Source organism: Pseudoalteromonas sp. ND6B, from assembly GCF_000764215.1.
In the GTDB taxonomy this organism is placed as follows: Bacteria; Pseudomonadota; Gammaproteobacteria; order Enterobacterales; family Alteromonadaceae; genus Pseudoalteromonas; species Pseudoalteromonas tetraodonis.
The window spans coordinates 165,138-183,477 of record NZ_JQFL01000028.1; the positions used below are offsets into that span (position 1 = coordinate 165,138).

General features: G+C 39.9%; 18 protein-coding genes. 12 read left to right on the forward strand and 6 right to left on the reverse strand.

The features are described from left to right. The first annotated feature begins 732 nt into the window (after window positions 1–732). Genes ND6B_RS11615 through ND6B_RS11605 form a run of 3 tightly spaced genes read left to right on the forward strand, consistent with a single transcriptional unit; the run spans window position 733 to window position 3,001 of the window. The gene (locus ND6B_RS11615) at window positions 733–1,077 is read left to right on the forward strand and encodes a hypothetical protein (RefSeq protein WP_033103215.1); all 345 of its coding nucleotides are present in this window, start codon (window positions 733–735) and stop codon (window positions 1,075–1,077) included. After that, window positions 1,074–2,663 (forward strand): PepSY-associated TM helix domain-containing protein, encoded by a 1,590-nt coding sequence (locus ND6B_RS11610; RefSeq protein ID WP_033103216.1) that lies wholly within the window; start codon window positions 1,074–1,076, stop codon window positions 2,661–2,663. The genes ND6B_RS11615 and ND6B_RS11610 overlap by 4 nt, the downstream gene beginning before the upstream one ends. Beyond that, window positions 2,660–3,001, forward strand: a complete 342-nt coding sequence (locus ND6B_RS11605; protein WP_016899981.1) for a DUF3325 domain-containing protein — start codon at window positions 2,660–2,662, stop codon at window positions 2,999–3,001. The genes ND6B_RS11610 and ND6B_RS11605 overlap by 4 nt, the downstream gene beginning before the upstream one ends. A 207-nt stretch (window positions 3,002–3,208) precedes the next feature. Here the strand turns inward: ND6B_RS11605 and ND6B_RS11600 are convergent, their stop codons facing one another. Continuing rightward, window positions 3,209–3,742: a lipocalin family protein gene (locus ND6B_RS11600; RefSeq protein WP_033103217.1), complete on the reverse strand. Its 534-nt coding sequence runs from the start codon at window positions 3,740–3,742 to the stop codon at window positions 3,209–3,211. A 68-nt stretch (window positions 3,743–3,810) separates the two neighbouring features. Here ND6B_RS11600 and ND6B_RS11595 point away from each other — a divergent pair, with 68 nt between their 5' ends. Together ND6B_RS11595 and ND6B_RS11590 are read left to right on the forward strand one after the other, a co-directional pair. Next, complete coding sequence (locus tag ND6B_RS11595) at window positions 3,811–4,266, forward strand: YaiI/YqxD family protein (RefSeq protein WP_028834651.1); 456 nt, start codon at window positions 3,811–3,813, stop codon at window positions 4,264–4,266. 1 nt (window position 4,267) lies between these two features. Continuing rightward, window positions 4,268–4,804: a DUF6942 family protein gene (locus ND6B_RS11590; RefSeq protein WP_033103218.1), complete on the forward strand. Its 537-nt coding sequence runs from the start codon at window positions 4,268–4,270 to the stop codon at window positions 4,802–4,804. Between the two features lie 14 nt (window positions 4,805–4,818). On the opposite strand, the gene ND6B_RS11585 is transcribed toward ND6B_RS11590, so the two are convergent. Further along, on the reverse strand, window positions 4,819–5,463 hold the full coding sequence (locus tag ND6B_RS11585; RefSeq protein WP_033103219.1) for a LysE family translocator: 645 nt from the start codon (window positions 5,461–5,463) through the stop codon (window positions 4,819–4,821). A 114-nt stretch (window positions 5,464–5,577) separates the two neighbouring features. On the opposite strand from ND6B_RS11585, the gene ND6B_RS11580 reads away from it, so the two are divergent. From ND6B_RS11580 to ND6B_RS11570, 3 genes are all read left to right on the forward strand, one after another. After that, on the forward strand, window positions 5,578–6,030 hold the full coding sequence (locus ND6B_RS11580) for an Lrp/AsnC family transcriptional regulator (RefSeq protein ID WP_013462814.1): 453 nt from the start codon (window positions 5,578–5,580) through the stop codon (window positions 6,028–6,030). Window positions 6,031–6,319: 289 nt separating this feature from the next. After that, entirely contained in the window at window positions 6,320–6,529 is a 210-nt protein-coding gene (locus ND6B_RS11575; RefSeq protein ID WP_008463923.1) for a cold-shock protein, read from the forward strand. A gap of 184 nt (window positions 6,530–6,713) precedes the next feature. Continuing rightward, window positions 6,714–6,923: a cold-shock protein gene (locus ND6B_RS11570; RefSeq protein ID WP_007377377.1), complete on the forward strand. Its 210-nt coding sequence runs from the start codon at window positions 6,714–6,716 to the stop codon at window positions 6,921–6,923. Between the two features lie 102 nt (window positions 6,924–7,025). Here the strand turns inward: ND6B_RS11570 and ND6B_RS11565 are convergent, their stop codons facing one another. The 4 genes from ND6B_RS11565 to ND6B_RS11550 form a co-directional block, all read right to left on the reverse strand. Further along, a complete protein-coding gene (locus ND6B_RS11565) occupies window positions 7,026–7,682 on the reverse strand; it encodes a class I SAM-dependent methyltransferase (RefSeq protein WP_033103220.1) in 657 nt (218 codons plus the stop codon). A gap of 9 nt (window positions 7,683–7,691) precedes the next feature. Continuing rightward, window positions 7,692–11,342, reverse strand: coding sequence for an AAA family ATPase (locus tag ND6B_RS11560; RefSeq protein WP_033103221.1), 3,651 nt, complete (start codon window positions 11,340–11,342; stop codon window positions 7,692–7,694). After that, the gene (locus ND6B_RS11555) at window positions 11,339–12,586 is read right to left on the reverse strand and encodes an exonuclease SbcCD subunit D (protein WP_033103222.1); all 1,248 of its coding nucleotides are present in this window, start codon (window positions 12,584–12,586) and stop codon (window positions 11,339–11,341) included. Before ND6B_RS11555 ends, ND6B_RS11560 begins: the two co-directional genes overlap by 4 nt. A 66-nt stretch (window positions 12,587–12,652) precedes the next feature. Then, window positions 12,653–12,889: a hypothetical protein gene (locus ND6B_RS11550; RefSeq protein WP_013462818.1), complete on the reverse strand. Its 237-nt coding sequence runs from the start codon at window positions 12,887–12,889 to the stop codon at window positions 12,653–12,655. A 694-nt stretch (window positions 12,890–13,583) separates the two neighbouring features. On the opposite strand from ND6B_RS11550, the gene ND6B_RS11545 reads away from it, so the two are divergent. The 4 genes from ND6B_RS11545 (at window position 13,584) to ND6B_RS11530 (ending at window position 18,274) form a co-directional block, all read left to right on the forward strand. Continuing rightward, on the forward strand, window positions 13,584–16,028 hold the full coding sequence (locus tag ND6B_RS11545) for a M1 family metallopeptidase (RefSeq protein WP_033103223.1): 2,445 nt from the start codon (window positions 13,584–13,586) through the stop codon (window positions 16,026–16,028). Window positions 16,029–16,030: 2 nt separating this feature from the next. Beyond that, window positions 16,031–16,525, forward strand: coding sequence for a DUF6702 family protein (locus ND6B_RS11540; RefSeq protein ID WP_033103224.1), 495 nt, complete (start codon window positions 16,031–16,033; stop codon window positions 16,523–16,525). Window positions 16,526–16,776: 251 nt separating this feature from the next. Further along, window positions 16,777–17,394, forward strand: a complete 618-nt coding sequence (locus ND6B_RS11535; protein WP_033103225.1) for an HAD family hydrolase — start codon at window positions 16,777–16,779, stop codon at window positions 17,392–17,394. Window positions 17,395–17,548: 154 nt separating this feature from the next. After that, window positions 17,549–18,274 (forward strand): YebC/PmpR family DNA-binding transcriptional regulator, encoded by a 726-nt coding sequence (locus ND6B_RS11530; protein ID WP_013462824.1) that lies wholly within the window; start codon window positions 17,549–17,551, stop codon window positions 18,272–18,274. Window positions 18,275–18,340: the final 66 nt, after the last annotated feature.

The following is an 18,340-nucleotide window of genomic DNA, read 5'->3' on the forward strand; positions in this document are numbered from 1 at the left end:
AATGTTTATAAACTATTTTTAATCTTTCATAACCACTTTGTAGTTTTTTATGGCAGTCGCTCTGTGCTTAAGCGGTGAAATAAAGTGACTGCAACATCTATGCGAAATGTTTATTTTTTGAGCATAATTTACGCGTTGTATCTCTATTGTTACCTTCCCAGTTAAAATCATTACGGATTAAACTGCATTTATCAAAGATCAGATTTTTACTAACATGTCGGTTTAAAAGTATAAAATTTAATTTTTCAAGCCTGTTTTTTCATCGTTTTGGTTGTTTTTTAGCTTTCTTTGGTAATAAGTTAGTAAAAAATCGGTTTATGCCAGCGGTATTTTATGCCTTGTTGGTAAAATACTGATCCAGTGTTATTTGAGAGAAATTTATAGCTTAAAAGGTCTCTAATTATTAGCTTCTTATATCAAAATTACCTGTTAAGGCTATGGAAAAACTTATTAAATAGAGTGCTTTATTTAACTTTTAATTTCATACACGGACGTGTGTTTACTGTGTCTTTATGTATTTAGCCGGTAACAGCAACGCATCCAGAGTAAGCATTCACTTAGATAGGTTATTTTATAGCTGACTTTTAATCTTTATATAGATCACTATTTAACTAACTCAATTAAATGCCTATTACTGCATTCAAATACAAATAAGAATTACTATCTTTTGTATTTGTTGGCGTTATAATATCGCCATCTTTTTTAGCTATGTTTAAAAGGAATTTGCAGTTTATGCAGGCCTCCAACCGTCTTTTAGACTTTCCCAAACCCGTTTTTTCTATGTTATGGCAATTTATGCAACGCTTTAGCTATGAATTAGCGGTTTTATCGCGTTTTTTTATTGCCATTGTTGGCGGGTATTTTTTTACAGCCGTAAGTGTGTCGCTATTAAGTGCAGTAGTGCCTGTGCCTAAAGTTGACGCGGTTTTGCTTAGTGTGTCTGCGAGTATTTTAATTTATGCCCTGGTGTTTATTTATAGCTTTTATATTCATTCATTAAAAACTGTTTGGATCAGTATTTTACTAAGTATTGCAGCGCAACTTGTCGTGTTATCGCTATTGAAGGGATGGTTATGAAAGGGAGTTTTTTTCGTTCAATGACGTGGTTACATACATGGGTGGGTTTGCTCGTGTGTTGGTTACTGTATTTAATATTTTTTGCAGGCACTATTAGCTTTTTTAGAGATGAAGTGAGCTTATGGAATCAGCCAAGTGTCCATAATATTGAGCAGCAGGCAGATCGTATTGGCGCGCAAAAGCAACAAATCGTGTCGGGTGTTGAGTACTTAAATGCGCAAGCACCTAATGCGCCTAATTGGCGTATAACGCTTCCTGAGGAGCGTATACCTTATTTAACGTATGGTTATGCAAAACCAAAAGAGCCTGGACAGCGCAGAGCGCAGTTCGAAAATACCCGTTTAGATCCAAATAATATGCAGCCTTTAGCACCCTTTGTAGATACTCGAGGGGGGAATTTCTTTTATCGCCTGCATTTTGATTTGCATTATATTGATGTAAAAACGGCGCGTTGGATTGTCTGCTTTGCTAGTTTATTTATGCTCATTGCGCTGATATCTGGCGTCGTTATTCACAAACGTATTTTTAAAGATATGTTTGTTTTTAGAGCTAATAAAGGCAGCCGTAGCTGGTTAGATGTGCATAATTTAAGTTCGGTATTTGCCTTACCGTTTCATTTAATGATTACTTATACGGGCATTATTACCCTGATATTTATGATTTTCCCCTACCCCGCGCAAACCGTTTATGAGGATGGAATACGAGGCTTTTTTAATGATGTTTCGCCAAGTAGTTCTGCAACAGAGTCGTTGCAAGGCACTGCACCGTTAGTGCCTATCAATACTGTTTTGGATCAGGTTTATACTAAGTGGCCAGAGGCTGATATAACTCGGGTGATTATAAATAAGCCGAATAAGGCCGCTGCGACTATTATGGTTTTGGTCAGTCCTGGAAAAACATTAAGGGATCAAGCACCGCGTTTGATATTTAGTGGAGCGAGTGGTGAGCTTGTTGCTCAAACTGATGATGAACTCACCGGCAGTAAAGCGCTGTATGAGTCACTAAATTCAATGCACACTGGGCGTTTAGCAGAGCCATTATTACGTGTTTTATACTTTTTAGGCGGCATTGCTGGCTGCATAATGATAGCCACGGGCTGTATTATGTGGGCGAAGCGTATTCGGGAGCGAATGAAAAAAAATGCCCAGCCATCATGGGGTTTAAAACTCGTCGAAGCGCTTAATTTAGGAACTTTAATGGGGTTACCCTTGGCAACGTCTGCGTTCTTTTTAGCAAACCGATTAATCAGCACACGCGCAATGGAGCGCGCGGATAAAGAGATACTTGCCTTCTTTTTAACTTGGCTGTGTGTACTTATTATCGCTTTTGTAAAGCGTGACAAGTTGCAGTGGTGTGTTATGGCTGCCATAAACAGCATTGCTTGTTTTAGTGTGCCTGTGGTTAATGCGCTAACAACACAAGGGAATATAATCAGTTATTTACGTAATGAACAGTGGGCTTTATTTATGTTTGATAGTCTCTTTTTACTGTTTGGTTTGCTGTTTTTGTTACAAACCGAAAAATTACGTACTACGCTGCAAGCTAAAAAACCTAGTCCGATAAACACTCAGGAGCAAAAAGTATGATGGCATTGCTCCCTTTTAGTTTATGTTTGGTGGCTTTTAACTGCTTTGCACTGGCTAAGTTTAATCATTTTAAGGATGTTTTTAACAAGCGCCCTACTGATCAGCAGCGTTTAATTTTATTGAGTGTTGCTTGGATCAGTATTTTACTAAGTTTACTGCTTTGTGTTAGCGAATTACACGGCTATGGCGCTCTACAGTTTTGCGGGTTTATGTCGTTAAGTGCTTTAATTATAATGATTTTTTATAGTTTTTTAGTCAATTTAACTAAGCTTTTTAACTTGCTTGTATTATTGATATTAGCCACGAGTACGTTATTTTTTGGTTTAAATGGGCTTTAGTTAGTAAAAACCTGATCCCAAAGAATAGGCTAAATTGAGGTAAAAAAATGGCAAGCCATCAGGCTTGCCAATAAAAAAGGGGGATTGTCATTATGTCTTGTACTTGCCTGTCTCTTTGCAAGTGAGGCTAATATAGCCCCTCTTTATTTAGTTTACCTTACAGTAAGGTGAACGTTTTATTACAACCTAGGGGCATGTAAACCCCCTTTACAGCGATTTTTGATTTACCCAAATAATCTCATCTGTTGCAAAACCAAGCGTTTTTACTTGGCTTAAAAAGTGCTGCTTGAGCTCTTTACTCACTGTAGGTGTTCTCGATAAAAACCATAAGTAATCTTTGCTATAACTGGTAATAAAGGCATATTGATAATCAGGTTGGTCGAGCTCAAAAATAATATAGGCACCATAAAACGGGCCAAAAAATGACACTTTAAAATGCCCTGTATCGGCGTTTTCTACAAATTTAGCTAAGCCTTCAGCTTCGTCCCATTTTTGTTCTTTACTAATAAACCCTTTGTTTAATACCTTTACCGTTCCATCATCGTTAATTGAATAAGTGGCTGTTACTTGCTCCATCCCTTGTTCAAAAGAGTGGTCTAATCGTGCTATTTCATACCACTTGCCTTGGTAATTCTCTAAATCAAAGTTTTTAACAGGAGTTATTCCTTCGGGTGCGCTGGTACAGGCACTGAGTAAAAACACGGTGGTAATAAATAATGCGGTTTTAAAAGCGAGTTTCATGTTGTTTCCTTTTCTTTAGAAATTGCTATAGGATCGCTTTAATACTAAAGCAATTTAAAGAACTTAGCATGAAAATTTGGGTTGATGCTGACGCTTGTCCGGTGGTAATAAAAGAAATTTTATTTAGAGCCGCAGAGCGTACGCAAACAGAAACTATACTGGTTGCAAATCATGCCATGCGCATCCCACCGTCAAAATTTATTAGCCGACTACAAGTGTCATCGGGCTTTGATGTGGCTGATGATGAAATAGTAAAACGAATAGAAAAAGGCGATTTAGTGATCACTGGAGATATTCCACTGGCAAGTGAAGTGATTGATAATGGCGGCCAAGCGCTTAATCCGCGCGGTGAGCTTTACACCACTGAAAACATTCGTTCATTACTAAATGTACGCGATTTTATGGATACTATGCGCTCAAGTGGTGTAGAAATGAGTGGTGGGCCGCCTCCATTAAGCCAAAGTGACAGACAAAACTTTGCTAATAATCTTGATCGTATTTTAGCGCAAAATAAGAGCAATTAAGGTGAGCAGCCAGTTAATAGGGTTAGGTGATAATTCATTCAGTGTTGCTGTGTATGTAGCAAAAGCGCCCCCTATGCCTTACTTTGAAACACTTGCGCAGCTAGATCCTGTGGTTAGTGGGCAAATAAACAGTATAAATCAGCACTGTGGCAATGGCTGGCGAAAAGTCTTTAATGTGTACGCCAAGGTGTTATTTGCGCTGCCAAGCGAGTATTACTCATTTGCTAAACAAGCAGAGAGCTGGCAAGCATATCGAGATGAGCTGTTGTTACAGCAGCATAGCGGGACTGCATTACTCTTTAGTGCGCCGGTGCTTACTGAGCATAAAAATCAATTGCACATTATTGCAGGAAGAACTCACGCTAAAAACTTGATACAACAAGGTAAGTTAAACGCCCAACTTGATTGGCTTGATGATGAGTTTGCTATAGATAAAAGCCAGAATATTATTGTATGCCCCTATTTTGATTATAGGCAGCTGAGTAATATTAAAATTGCCCGTTTGAGTGAATTAGTGGCTCAGTTGCGAATAATCTAAGCCACTTTCGTTTTTTAGGTAAGTGTTACGCTCAGTGTGTTAGCGCTATCAACTAGCATGAGCGAGCCCAAAATAAATAGGATGCAGGCCGATGCACGGCCAAATTTTAGTGAGAGCGCCGGATTATTGCTGAGGATTTTTCTGGCACTTAGCCCTATTAACCAATATACCAGCGCACAGCCAACTAAATGAATAATGCTAAGTACCAGCAATTGTTCAGTAATAGAAAATGACAGTGTTGGTAAAACAAACTGCGGCAATAAGGCTAAAAATAACAGCATCACTTTGGGATTCAAGCCACTAATTATAAAGCCCTTTCTCATCCACTTTAGGGGCGTGTCTGAGGTGTGTTCTTGGCCATCGTTATATGCTGCAGGCATTGGAGGAAATCGGTACAGTGATACGGCAATCCAAATTATGTACAAAGCACCAAATAAGGTTAACAGCTTTATAAAAATGGCATGCGACGCTAATAACGCGCCTAACCCTATCACCACAATCAAACTAGCCATTAAATGCCCAAGTATTAATCCTGACACCGCAGGAATGATTTTATCACCCGCTATACCTGCACTGATTGTATAAGCCCAATCGGCACCGGGGGTAAGTACAAACAAGATTGATACCAGCCAAAAAGAAAAAATAATATTAATATCCATACGTATCCATGCGCTAAAACCCAAAATAAGTGAGCTGCTATTTTATTTCTTTCTGATGAGTAAAAGTTACTGTATTTTACTGACATAAGCGTTCATTTTAGGAAATAATCAACTATGGATACCATAGATAGGAAAATTCTTGCTGAGTTGCAAGTTGATGGCAGGCTCACCCTTTCTGAATTGGCTGATCGTGTTGGGCTAAGCGTGTCACCTTGTCATCGTCGTGTAAAAGAGCTTGAGAAAAGCAAAGCAATTGTTGGCTACAGAACTGAAATATCACCTGAAAAAGTGGGTTTAAACTTTTCTGCGTTAGTATTTATTACTATTAAAGAAGGTGATAAAGCGTCATTAAGCAAATTAGAGCAAGCAGTCGATGCTATCCCTCAGATCACCAATGCACAACGCTTATTTGGCACCCCTGATTACCTGTTACATGTTGTAACTAAAGATTTAGCCGCGTTTCAGCAACTCTACGATGACAAGCTATCAGCCTTACCGGGTGTACAACGTTTAACCTCAACCATTGTGATGAAAGATATTGTAAGAGCGCGTAACTTGCACTTTTAACAGGTTATGTTTTACACGAACTTTAAAAAGTTAAGGCGATGACGCTGCAAAGCCCATGGCAGCGCGCTTTGCCTAAATAGGTAAAAATAAAGTGTAAATAAAGCTTGTTATAAAGTGTATTGCTGTTATTCTGCTTGCCATCGGGTTGATAGAAAGCCCTGTTTATTTGTAAGTACCTCGTTGTTATTAGTAATAATCCTTCGCGATATCCTCAAGTTAAATGTTTGTTTTCTTCCTGTTAAACGCCTATTTTAAGGCAAATTTTTTATTATTTTTTTAGGATATTATTATGTCTAATACAACTACTGGTACAGTAAAATTTTTCAATGAAGCAAAAGGTTTTGGTTTTATTGAGCAAGAATCTGGCGCAGACGTTTTCGCACATTTCAGTGCTATCTCTGGCGACGGTTTCAAAACATTAGCCGAAGGCCAAAAAGTACAGTTTACTGTAACGCAAGGTCAAAAAGGCCCGCAAGCTGAAAACATCGTTTGCATCTAAATAGTTTTAATTGATGGGTTAGTGTTAACCCATCAATATTTATAAGTTTGAAAGAAGTTTTGTTTTATTTGTTAGTACCCCGTTGTTTTAGTAATAATCCTACGCGATATCCTCAAGTTAACTATTTTTTCGGCTCAATCGCCTCTTTTCAGGCACACTTTAATTAATTTTTAGGATACATATTATGTCTAATACAACTACTGGTTCAGTAAAATGGTTTAACGAAGCAAAAGGTTTTGGTTTTATCGAGCAAGAATCTGGCGCAGACGTTTTCGCACATTTCAGTGCTATCTCTGGCGACGGTTTTAAAACATTAGCTGAAGGCCAACGTGTACAGTTTACTGTTACTCAAGGTCAAAAAGGCCCGCAAGCTGAAAACATCGTTTGCATCTAATTATAGAGGGAGTGGGCTTTAAAGCGCACTCACTCCGCTTAAACTAGTGTTAAGCAATAAAGCTAATATCATTATGATATTAGCTTTTTTTTTGACAAAAATTTATACAACGTAACCGCTAAAGCCAAGTGCTTTAAAATAAAGCTTTGGAATACCAAATCCACATTCATTCAGTAGTTCACTAAAGCGCATACGATCTAGGGGGTAAAACTCTCTTTCGAGGTTATGCCCCATTTGAGTTTTGCCAGCTTCAGTTAAGCCTAATTGAGCACAGGTGTTTAATTGTGACTCACGCTCAAATGTTGTTTCTGGGCGCATTAAATCAGCAATGTAAAGATTCGCTCCTTTTTTAAGGTTAGTTTTAATGCTTTTAAGAATTTGTTTTTTGTCGCCGTTATCTTCTACAAAATGCATCACCAGTAAACATAATACGGCGTCTGCTTTCGCTTTTACTTTATCAACTGGGCTACATTCAATAGTGACACGGCTATCAATACCTTGCTCTGCAAAGCGTTGTTTTGCAATATCGAGCATATCACTGGTGGTGTCTTGGGCAGTAAACTGCCATTTAGGATTTATTTGTGCTAATGCTAATACTTCCTTACCTGTGCCGGCACCAATCACTAAAATGTGTGCATCGTCGCTTAACGTGGTTTGCAGTTGTGCATTGGTTAGTTGATGAAGTAGCTCATAGCCTGGGACTAAACGGGTAATGCGGTTATCATATTCTTGTGCTTCTTCGCCTTTGAAAGTGGGCATGCTGTCTCCTTAAATTACGTTTATGGTGGAGTATCCACCCGGTTTTTTAGCGACATGAATTTGCGTAGCAACGCGTTCGCTCATTTCACTTACATGTGAAATTACACCGACCTTTCTACCTTGCGCTTGCAATGAATCTAGCGCGTCCATGGCAATACTGAGTGTTTCACTATCTAGTGTTCCAAAGCCCTCGTCAACAAATAACGAGTTAATTTGCACTTTGTTCGAAGATAGTGAGGCAAGTCCGAGTGCTAATGCCAACGACACTAAAAACGATTCACCGCCAGATAGCGTATTGACCGAGCGTTGTTCATCGGCCATATCGCGGTCGATAATGGCTATATCAAGTGACTCAGCAATTGCAGTGAGCTCATAACGCTTGTTAAGGGTTTTTAAATGGCTATTAGCATAATGCAGCAATATTTTGAGTGTTTGTGTTTGCGCTAAATTACGCATTGTTTTACCTGTGGCATCACCTAGTACTTTATTAAGTAAATGCCATTGGTCAACCTGTTGCTTGAGCTGGCTCAGTTCAGCTTGTTTGCCCTCAAGCGCTTTAGCATTTTGGTTGTGCTGCTCAATCGCGGTGTTGATGGTGAGTAAGCTATTTTGCAATTGTGTTTGCTGGGTATTTAAGTGGTTTTGTTGCTCAATTAGCTGTGCTTCGCTTTGCGTTGGCTGATTATTTTGTTGATGCTGTTCATTAGCTTGTTGCTGTTGCTTTAACGCGGCACTGGCATCAACGACTGCTTGCGATAGTTGCTCGCCTTGTTTTAACTGAGTTTTAATATCGTCGTTGCTGATAGTTAGTAAAAATGTGACTTGTTCATGACTGATATCGCCATGAAGGATGTTAAATTCTTTAAACCAGTCGTTGTAACGCGTTTCAAGCATCACTAACTCTTGGTGGTTATCTGCCAGACGATGCTCAAGGTTTTTAAGCGTGATGGCGTGTTCATCGCGCTGTTTTACGGCGCTGTCGTGTGCTTGTTGGCTGGCACTTAATTGGTTTTGGCAGTGCTCTAGCTGTGCTGACAGTTTAGCTTGGTAGTCATCGGCGCTAATAGTTTGGTTATCAAATAAGGCTAAGCGCTGTTGCTGCGTATTATTGTGCTGTTGCTGTGTTTGAGTTAATTCTTCATTGAGCGTGTTAACTCGCTGCTCTGCTTTGGTTATAAGCGGTGTTAGTTGTTGTAACTGTACATTGGCGCTGTCGAATTGTTTTTGACTTTGTTCAAGCTGTGCTTGGATTTGCTGATATTGTTCTACCTGCTGAGCTAAATCGCTAAGCGGTAACGAGCCTGCTTGCAATGCGTGCCAAAAATCACTGTGTTCAAAATGTAAATTGAGCTCTTTTATAAGCGCTTCGTTTTGAGTTGCTAGTTCATCGCATTTGTTATTAAGCTGAGATTGCTGATTGCTCAGCTCAACATGCTGTGTGTTTAATTGTTGCTGTGTCGCTTGTTCTTTTTTAACTGTGCTTTGCAGCTGGTTAACAGTTTCTTGCAAATTACTGAGCTGTTTTTGCGCCGAAAAATACTGTGTTTTTTGTTCACTTAATTGCTTATAAGTTTCATCAAGCTGCTCAACTGTTAACTCATTAAGCTCGGTTTTAGCCGCTTGCATGGTATTTTTAATTTCCAGCATTTTGGCTTGTGCGTCACTAATGGCTTGGCTGTACTGAGCATGCTCTGCCACCAAAACCGCGTGTTGTGTTTGGTGCTGATGAAGCTGTGTTTGAGCATCTTGGTGTTGCTGCTTTTCGTTATTATATGCATTTTCAAAGTCGGTTATTAGGTTTGTAAAAGGTTGGCTTTGATTGCTCGCGAACGGGTGCTCTGTAGCCCCACAAACGGCACATGACTCATTTGGAACCAGTTGTGCGCGTAAATGCTCAACATGCTCACTGGCCCGAAGCCTCGCTTGATTAAGCGCTTGCTCTGCGTGTTTAAGTGCCTGCTCTTTGCTGGTTAATTGCGTAAGCAGCGTGGTTTTAGTGTGTTCACTGTGGCTGAGCTTTTCTGCCACATCACGTTGCTGCTGTAGCGTGAGTTTTAACTCTTGGTTAAACTGCTTATAGCGTGTGCGCTGATCTTTTAAATAATCAATGTTTTTAAGCTTATTGTCGCATTGTTCAATATTAAATTGAGCGTGCTGCTGGTTTAGCTTATTTAGGCTTTGCTGCTGCGTTGCAAGCGTTTGCTCTGCTTGTTCGAGTTGTTTATTTTGCTCGCTAAGTTTTGCTGTGAGTATTGTTTGTTGCTCTGCGTGAGCCTGAGCTTGCTGCTGGGTTGTTTTTAGTTGTGTCTGAGTATTAAAAAACTGCTTAAAACTATGATGAAAATAGTTCCAATCAGTTGCCAATGGCTTTAATTGACTCTGCTCGTTCAACCAGTGCTGATGCCCTGTGATTTGAGTTGTGGCTTGCTCTGCTCTTATTTTGTTTTGTTGTAGCTGCTGTTGTAAATCACTTAATTGTTGCTGCTCTTTGGTGCTTTGTTGAGTCAGACTTTTTATAGTTTGGTTATATATTGCTAATTGGCTGTCGAGCTCTCGCGCTTTTGCAATCAGAGGCTCTGCTGTTAGCTTTTGTTGTTTTGCTGTATCTAATTCGTTTTGCTGTTTTTTAACGTTACTGGCTTGCTCGGTGATCAGCGCGTTGTGATCAAGCTCGTTTAATTGTTTTATTTGTGTATTTAACTGGCTATTTTGCGCTGTTAAGCTTTCACAGCGCTGGCGGTTATCTTTAATTTCAAGCGCACTTTGCGCTTGTTTTGCTTGCTCAGTTTGCGCTTTAACAGCATTGAGTGCGGCATGTGCTTGTTGCTCGTTTTGCTGAGCATTTTTTAATGCCAGCTCCAAGCTATGCGCTTGCTTATACCAATTAACGCCTTGCTCTGTCGTTGCTAAAGTTGTTTTAGTGTGTTCAATTTGTTGTTTTAAATCAGCCAGCGTTTGTTGTTTTTCACTCAGCTCATCGTCAGACAATAACGTATAACTGGCTAAACTTGCCGTTAGTAATTCAAATTTATCTTTAATAGCTTTGTTGCGCTCAAATATACGCTGCCCTATTCGACTAAATTTATCGGTGCCAGTCAGGCACTCTAAAAGCTGCGCGCGCTCATCGCCAGTGGCTTTTAAAAAGGCGGCAAACTCATGTTGTGCTAGTAACACCGCACGCGAGAACTGCTCAAAGGTTAAACCTATTTTATTTTCTATGGCTTTTAAGGTGCCACTTTTGTCAGCAATTAAGGTTTCATCGGGTAGGCTATGTAAAGTATGTTCGGCCACTTTAAGTTTGCCGGTTACTTTTTTATGTGTACGTTGAATACTATAACGTGCTCTGTAAAGTTGTTGGTCTTGGCCACTAAAATCTACTTCGGCGTACCCTTCCCATTTGCCACGGCGCAATAAATTGCGGGCATCGTTAAGCTTAATGTTATCGCCATTAAAATCAATTAGGTTACCTTTATCGCCTTTCAAACGCGCAGTTTTTGTATAAAGCGCTAAGCAGATGGCATCGAGTACGGTGCTTTTACCTGCGCCGGTGTCACCTGTAATGGCAAAGAGGCCTGCGTCTTTGAGTGGTGAAGCTAAAAAGTCGATTTCGGCATCGGCAATGGAGGCTAAATTATGAATACGAACAGCCGTTATTTTCATAGCAGTTGCTCCTGTTCAAGTTCTTCAATTACGTCGGTTAACAGTGCTTTTAATTCATTGGGCACGGTTGCTGTGGCCATATCTTTATCATTATTAAATGCTTGTTCGAGTAAGCTAATTGGGTTGAGCATTTCAACAAAACTTAAATCTTCAAATACCGTTCCTGAGGAATTACTCATTTGCTGGTCACGAACTCGCTCTATGCCACAAAAATTAACCTGTTTTCCTTTAAGTGCTTGCTCAATTTGTTCTCGAAAGGTGGTATCGATATCACTTGATTTAAGTTTTACTCGTAAGTAGGGAGCAATGTCGTATTGCTCTATATCGAGTGCTTTTATTTGCTCACACAGCTGCGCTAAAGGCACACATTCTCCTTCAGGAAGAACAATGACTTCTGCTAAGCGCGGAATGTAAAGGGGGTTTACAGTGGTGTTTAACGGTTGGTTTTTTTGCTCGCTAAATTCAACCACATTTACTTGATGGGTATACTTTCTCTCTGAAAACGACATTGGAATAGGCGTGCCGCTGTAACGTATTTGCTCATTTTTAGCCACTAGTTGTGCTTTATGTAAGTGGCCTAGTGCGACGTAATTGGCTTGCTTACCAAATACCGACGCTGAAATAGCTTCTTCACCGCCAATGACCAAATTACGTTCAGAGTCACCGGAAATATTACCGCCTTTTGCATGCAAATGACCCATAACAATTAAAGGCGTATTTTCAGCGTTAAGTGTTAGCGCATGTTCAAGAGCAAGTTCATAGGCTTTTGCAACGCCCTGTGCGTAACTGGGGCCATTTTCGGTTTGGCTAAGCGTGCTTATGTCACTGGTGCGTAAAAAAGGCATAGCGAGTACCACAGCGCGTTTATCATCGTTATTAATCGTTATTACAACGTCACTGGGTTTAGCAGGATCAAACCGCCCTACCACATGAGTATCAAACTGGTCTAATAAGGGCTGTGCAGCCAAAATACGATTAGCGGAGTCATGATTACCCGCAATAATAACAACGTGTAATTGTGGACACTGGGCTTTGGCGTTTTTTATAAATTGATAGAGTTGGTTTTCGGCGTTAGCACTCGGTGTGGCAGTATGATAAATGTCACCTGCAACAAGCAATAAATCGATTTGTTGGTTAACGAGGGTGGTTAACAGCCAAGAGAAAAAAGCATGGTGTTCATGACGGCGATCATGTTCATAAAATTGCTGACCTAGGTGCCAGTCTGAAGTGTGAAGAACTTTCATTTTGCGCTCTTAAAAAACCATAAGAGCGCCAATATACCCAAGGCAATTAAAGATGCAAGTATCGCTTTAGGTTAAAGTATACCAAGCTATAAAAATAACGGGCAAAGCAGCGAGCGCGATTGTTAAAGGCCACTTTAATGCTTTGGCTTTTTTAGCTTGTAATACTTGCAGTGCATTAGTTTCATTACAAGCAGCGACTTTATCAATATACAGATAACCCGAGTTTATATACTGCTTACAATTTTGCACGTCTGCTGGTATTGCAATTAGTTTTTGCTGCTTTTTTAGGACATAAAAATCCATAAACTCACCACACTTGTTACGACTAGTTAGAACAAAAAATATTTGAGAGAAACGCTAAAAAAATGCTCTCAAATTAAAAAAGTGGGCGATTCTAATTACAAACCATAGTAAAGATCAACCTAAAACTGCGTTATTTAGCTTTTTTAATGAAAATAGCTGTGTTTTTTGCTTTTATCTCTACTTTTAATAGGGTCTGATGATCTTTGCGGATTAATATTTGTTCAAACTAGGTGCGGTTTAATCGCGGCGCGAGGTTTGTAACCTAGTGGGCTAAGTCAAAACCGAGTAACAAAGAGTAGATCGCCCCTAGGCAGAACCCTTCGGGCAGCGCCTGTTTGTTATTGATGCTGCGTTATCGCCTATTTATGGGGAACAACCACACCACATAGGCTCCGCCTTGCCTAAATACCAAACAATCTGCTGCAAATTTAATCTTGAAAGGTCAACAAACCCTAATAGCCAGTGTGTTTTGTAAACCCCCTTTACAGTTTTGTTTGGCGTATTAATTGCCTTTGTTTTTTTATTCAATTTCTGACGAAATGTCCGTTCTTTTTTGTTGTATAAAACGCTATTTATTGTATTTACAAAAAGGTGGGGAATATCACCCTATAAAAGCAGGGTTTTATCGCTATTTTATTGAAGCTAAGCTGTAAATTTGTCACAGTAGCGTTACTAAAATCGATCAGGATTAACAATGAAGAAAAATTTATTTACACTGAGCGCGTTTGTATTGCCTTTGGCAATGGCAAGCTCTGTGCTTGCCTCATCTGTTGAGCAAACTAAAGGCAGCTATGTTGATAAGTTTCGTCAACTAGATGAAGCTTTACCTACGCCTAACGTTTACCGCAGTGCAGCTGGTGCCCCTGCTGAAAATTATTGGCAACAACGCGTTGATTACGATATTGATGTAAAGCTTGATGAGCAAAAGCGTCGCTTAACTGGGAGTCAAACAATTGAATATAAAAATAACTCTCCGCATACATTAAAGTATTTATGGCTTCAGCTTGATCAAAATATTTTTAAAAATGACTCAATTGCAGAAACCACGCAAACATTTAAAAGTACCCTACAGAACGAGCCAGATGCAAAACCAGCTAAGTTAAGCTTAGGTGATTTACGTCGTCAGCAATTTATGGACGATAATGAACTGGGTTACACCATCAGCAATGTTAAAGATGAAGATGGTAAAGCGCTGCGCGTGACTGTGGTTGATACCTTAATGCGCATTGATTTAAATACGCCACTTAAACCCGGTAAAGATGTTGAGTTTAGTATGGACTTTGCGTTTAACCTCGTTGAAGAAGACGCGGTAGGCGCACGTGCAGGTTACGAGCATTTTGAAGAAGACGGTAACGATATTTTCTTAGTTGCACAGTGGTTTCCTCGCTTAGCGGCTTACACCGATTACGAAGCATGGACAAACAAACCGTTTTTAGGCAGTGGTGAGTTCACTTTAGAGTTTGGTGACTACGATGTTGAAATTACGGTTCCTGCGGATCATATTGTATCGGCAACTGGTAAGCTTGATAACCCAAGCTCGGTATTGACCAGCACTCAGCGCAAGCGTTTAAAAGAAGCTGAAACAGCAAAACGCCCTGTGTTTGTTGTTACCGAAGAAGAAGCGCTCGAAAACGAAAAAGCCGGTACAGACAAAACAAAAACATGGCATTTTAAAGCAGAAAATGTTCGTGACTTTGCTTGGGCATCATCACGTAAATTTATGTGGGATGCTAAAGGTTACCAGCAAGGTGGTGATGAACAACCACTCGTTATGGCGATGTCGTTCTTCCCTAAAGAAGGTGGCGATTTATGGAAGAAATACTCAACTGAAGCGGTTGTACACACGATGGAAGTGTATTCACAGTATTCATTTGATTACCCATACCCAACTGCGCAGTCAGTTAATGGCCCTGTAGGGGGTATGGAATACCCAATGATCACTTTTAATGGCCCACGTACAGATTTACAAGACGATGGTACACGCACTTACTCTCAAGCAGAAAAGCGCTTTTTAATTGGTGTTGTTATTCATGAAGTGGGTCATATCTACTTTCCAATGATTGTAAACTCAGATGAGCGCCAATGGACTTGGATGGATGAAGGTTTAAATAGCTTTTTAGATGGTGTTGCTGGGCGTGAATGGGATCCAACCATTCCATGGGGCGTTGAACCACGTGACATTGTGGCTTACATGAAGTCAGAGACTCAAGTGCCTATCATGACGCAATCAGACAGCGTGCTTCGTTTAGGCCCTAATGCCTATACTAAACCTGCTGCGGCATTAAATATTTTACGTGAAGTGATTTTAGGGCGTGAATTATTTGATTTTGCCTTTAAAGAGTACGCTCAGCGCTGGAAGTATAAACGCCCTACTCCCGCTGATTTTTTCCGTACTATGGAAGAAGCCTCAGGTGTTGATTTAGATTGGTTCTGGCGTGGTTGGTTCTACACCACAGACCATGTTGATATCTCGCTTGATAAAGTATATCAATTACGTTTAGACACCAAAAATCCAGATATCGACTTTAAACGTTTACGTGATATTGAAGCTGATAAGCCAAGTTCATTATTTGTTGAGCGTAATCGCGCTGAAGGTAAAAAAACGTGGGTTGAACAAAATCCAGATGTGACAGATTTTTATGACGAAAACGATCGCTTTACCGTTACAAACAAAGAGCGTAATACGTACAATAAGTTTTTAAAAGGCTTAAAGCCGTGGGAGCGTAAAACACTTGATCGCGCGCTAGAAGAAGACAAAAACTACTACGTGATGGAGTTTTCAAACCTCGGTGGCTTAGTGATGCCAATTCTTTTAGAGCTAACGTATGAAGATGGCACTAAAGAGGAGCGTTATATACCTGCAGAAATTTGGCGTCGTAATCACAAAAACGTACAAAAGCTGATTATTACCGACAAAAACAAACCGCTTACCTCAGTAACGGTTGATCCAGGCTGGGAAACAGCGGATGTTGATGTAGAAAATAACCACTACCCACGTCGTATTATTCCTTCGCGTATTGAAGTGTATAAACGTGAAAAGAGTAAGGCAAAAGTAAGCCGCGATATTATGCAAGATATCAAAACAGAGCTGAAAAAAGACGAGCCAAAAGACGAAAAAAATAACGACGAGGATCAATAATAATGCGTTTTTTGCTTATTATTGTTTGTTTTTTAATTGCTGCGCCAAGTATGGCGCATCAATTAAAATCATCCGTTACAACCGTGTTATTTAATCAGCGTACGCACAATATTGAATTGATGCATCGTTTTTATTTACATGACACAGAGCATGCTGTTGGTAACTTGTTTCAAGGCAAAGTGGATATTATGAGTAACAAGCGTGACCAAAAACGCTTTGCCAAGTATGTTGAATCTCATGTTGCCTTACAAACCTTGAGCGGTGAGCCCCTCACCCTTAATTATGTAGGTGCACAAGTGGATGGTAAGTTTTTTTGGGTGTACCAAGAAGCTGCTATTCCCGATGAGATTGAGGGCATTAGAATGAGTCATGGTGCACTGCGTGATTTGTGGCCTGCACAAGTGAATATGGTGAATGTTGAAGGGCGAGGACAGATAAAAACCTTAAACTTTAGCCAAGACGATACCTGGCTTGAAGCGAAATTTGAGCCGAAATAACCACTATTATTGCGCACCTTTAGAGGGTGCGCACTTTCCTTTATAGCTGATCGAGTTAATTAATTGCATCGTAAAGTCTTTACTATACCAGTTATACAAACCCAAACTATTACGTTATCAAATGAGCTATAATTAAATTTCAATGGACTGAGCTGTTTTTTATATGTTTATTGATATACTTTTTATTAAAGGTTTAGATAACCTAAGCCAAACCTAGCATACTGAGCTAATTATTTAGCGCAAGGAATGAAATGAAAACGCAAATTGAGGCAATCAAAGGTGTTATTTTTGATTTAGACGGAACTTTAGTATCTTCAGAATTAAACTTTTCATTGATAAAAGCCCAAGTAGGTTGCCCTGCAGAGCAAGACTTACTCGATTACATAGAACAACTGCCTTCCCCCTATATGCGTGAAGAAGCAATGAATATAGTGCATCAGCATGAGTTGTTAGATGCACAATCGGCTAAGCTTCTACCTGGCGTTGTAGAGGCTGTTAAAGCGCTACAAGCTAAAAACATACCTATGGCCATTGTTACACGTAATTTTGATAAGGCGGCGACATTAAAGTTACAGAATAACCCGCTACCAATAGAAACAGTACTCACCCGAACAGACGCACCAGCAAAACCCGATCCGAGCGCTTTATTAACGGTTGCAACTCAATGGGAAATGCCGGTCGATAATGTGATTTACGTTGGTGATTATTTATATGATATACAAGCGGCCCATAATGCAAAAATGCGAGCCTGTTTATATGCTCCCGATGTAACCCCTGCGTATGCGGAGCAAGCCGACTTTGTGATTCATGCTTTTGATGAATTAGTGTCGTTAGTTGAAAGTTACGCTGAAAAAGTGGAGTTATGTTAAATTGCACTGTATTTCATTTCGCTAATAGCATAATGGGTATTATTTAAATTAATACCCAGCTGCTTTTGCACAGCATAGCATGTTGAACCACTAGCCCAATACGGTTTGAATTGGTAGAATATCGCAAACCAAATGTATTCAATAGAGGCACAAGATGGGCAGAGCATTTGAAGTCCGCAAAAGTTCGATGGCTAAAACAGCCAACGCAAAAACTAAAGTAAATTCGAAGTACGGTAAAGAAATTTACGTTGCAGCCAAAAGTGGTGAACCTGATCCCGATGTAAATCAAACATTGCGCCGCTTAATTGAAAAAGCAAAAAAAGACCAAGTTCCTGCGCACGTAATCGAAAAAGCAATTGAAAAAGCAGCCGGTGGGGCAGGGGAAGATTACTCTTCAGCCCGTTACGAGGGTTACGGCCCTGGTAATTGTATGGTGATTGTTGACTGTTTAACCGACAACCCAAACCGCACAATTAAAGATGTACGTTTACCGTTTACTAAAACAGATTCAAAAATAGGTACGCCTGGGTGTGTTGCACATATGTTTGATCATCTTGCTGTTTTAGGATTTGCGGGCGATGACGACGAAGTCGTGTTAGAAGCGCTGATGATGGCTGACGTTGATGTGACTGATGTAGAAGCCGAAGATGGCAAGGTGTCGGTATTTGCACCGCATACTGAGTACTTTAAAGCTAAAACGGCATTAGAAGAAGCATTTGAAGGCATTAACTTTGAAGTTGATGAAATTACCTTTGTGCCACAAGTACATGTTGAAATTACAGATGAAGAAGTCATTGCCAACTTTGATAAATTTATCAATATGCTTGAAGATTGCGATGACGTACAAAATGTTTATCACAACGCGACCATTAAAAATTAATTCGTAGTTTGAACTAGGCGAATTTTAGCTATTTTGCCGCTTAATAAAACAAAAAGCGCGTTTTGT

Excerpts from the sequence above, each read along its gene's own strand:
- ND6B_RS11550 (WP_013462818.1), bottom strand. The coding sequence starts at position 12,889 with ATGGATTTTTATGTCCTAAAAAAGCAGCAAAAACTAATTGCAATACCA.
- ND6B_RS11530 (WP_013462824.1), top strand. The coding sequence starts at position 17,549 with ATGGGCAGAGCATTTGAAGTCCGCAAAAGTTCGATGGCTAAAACAGCC.
- ND6B_RS11545 (WP_033103223.1), top strand. The coding sequence starts at position 13,584 with ATGAAGAAAAATTTATTTACACTGAGCGCGTTTGTATTGCCTTTGGCA.
- ND6B_RS11580 (WP_013462814.1), top strand. The coding sequence starts at position 5,578 with ATGGATACCATAGATAGGAAAATTCTTGCTGAGTTGCAAGTTGATGGC.
- ND6B_RS11585 (WP_033103219.1), bottom strand. The coding sequence starts at position 5,463 with ATGGATATTAATATTATTTTTTCTTTTTGGCTGGTATCAATCTTGTTT.
- ND6B_RS11560 (WP_033103221.1), bottom strand. The coding sequence starts at position 11,342 with ATGAAAATAACGGCTGTTCGTATTCATAATTTAGCCTCCATTGCCGAT.
- ND6B_RS11610 (WP_033103216.1), top strand. The coding sequence starts at position 1,074 with ATGAAAGGGAGTTTTTTTCGTTCAATGACGTGGTTACATACATGGGTG.
- ND6B_RS11535 (WP_033103225.1), top strand. The coding sequence starts at position 16,777 with ATGAAAACGCAAATTGAGGCAATCAAAGGTGTTATTTTTGATTTAGAC.
- ND6B_RS11575 (WP_008463923.1), top strand. The coding sequence starts at position 6,320 with ATGTCTAATACAACTACTGGTACAGTAAAATTTTTCAATGAAGCAAAA.
- ND6B_RS11615 (WP_033103215.1), top strand. The coding sequence starts at position 733 with ATGCAGGCCTCCAACCGTCTTTTAGACTTTCCCAAACCCGTTTTTTCT.
- ND6B_RS11540 (WP_033103224.1), top strand. The coding sequence starts at position 16,031 with ATGCGTTTTTTGCTTATTATTGTTTGTTTTTTAATTGCTGCGCCAAGT.
- ND6B_RS11565 (WP_033103220.1), bottom strand. The coding sequence starts at position 7,682 with ATGCCCACTTTCAAAGGCGAAGAAGCACAAGAATATGATAACCGCATT.
- ND6B_RS11605 (WP_016899981.1), top strand. The coding sequence starts at position 2,660 with ATGATGGCATTGCTCCCTTTTAGTTTATGTTTGGTGGCTTTTAACTGC.
- ND6B_RS11570 (WP_007377377.1), top strand. The coding sequence starts at position 6,714 with ATGTCTAATACAACTACTGGTTCAGTAAAATGGTTTAACGAAGCAAAA.
- ND6B_RS11595 (WP_028834651.1), top strand. The coding sequence starts at position 3,811 with ATGAAAATTTGGGTTGATGCTGACGCTTGTCCGGTGGTAATAAAAGAA.
- ND6B_RS11600 (WP_033103217.1), bottom strand. The coding sequence starts at position 3,742 with ATGAAACTCGCTTTTAAAACCGCATTATTTATTACCACCGTGTTTTTA.
- ND6B_RS11555 (WP_033103222.1), bottom strand. The coding sequence starts at position 12,586 with ATGAAAGTTCTTCACACTTCAGACTGGCACCTAGGTCAGCAATTTTAT.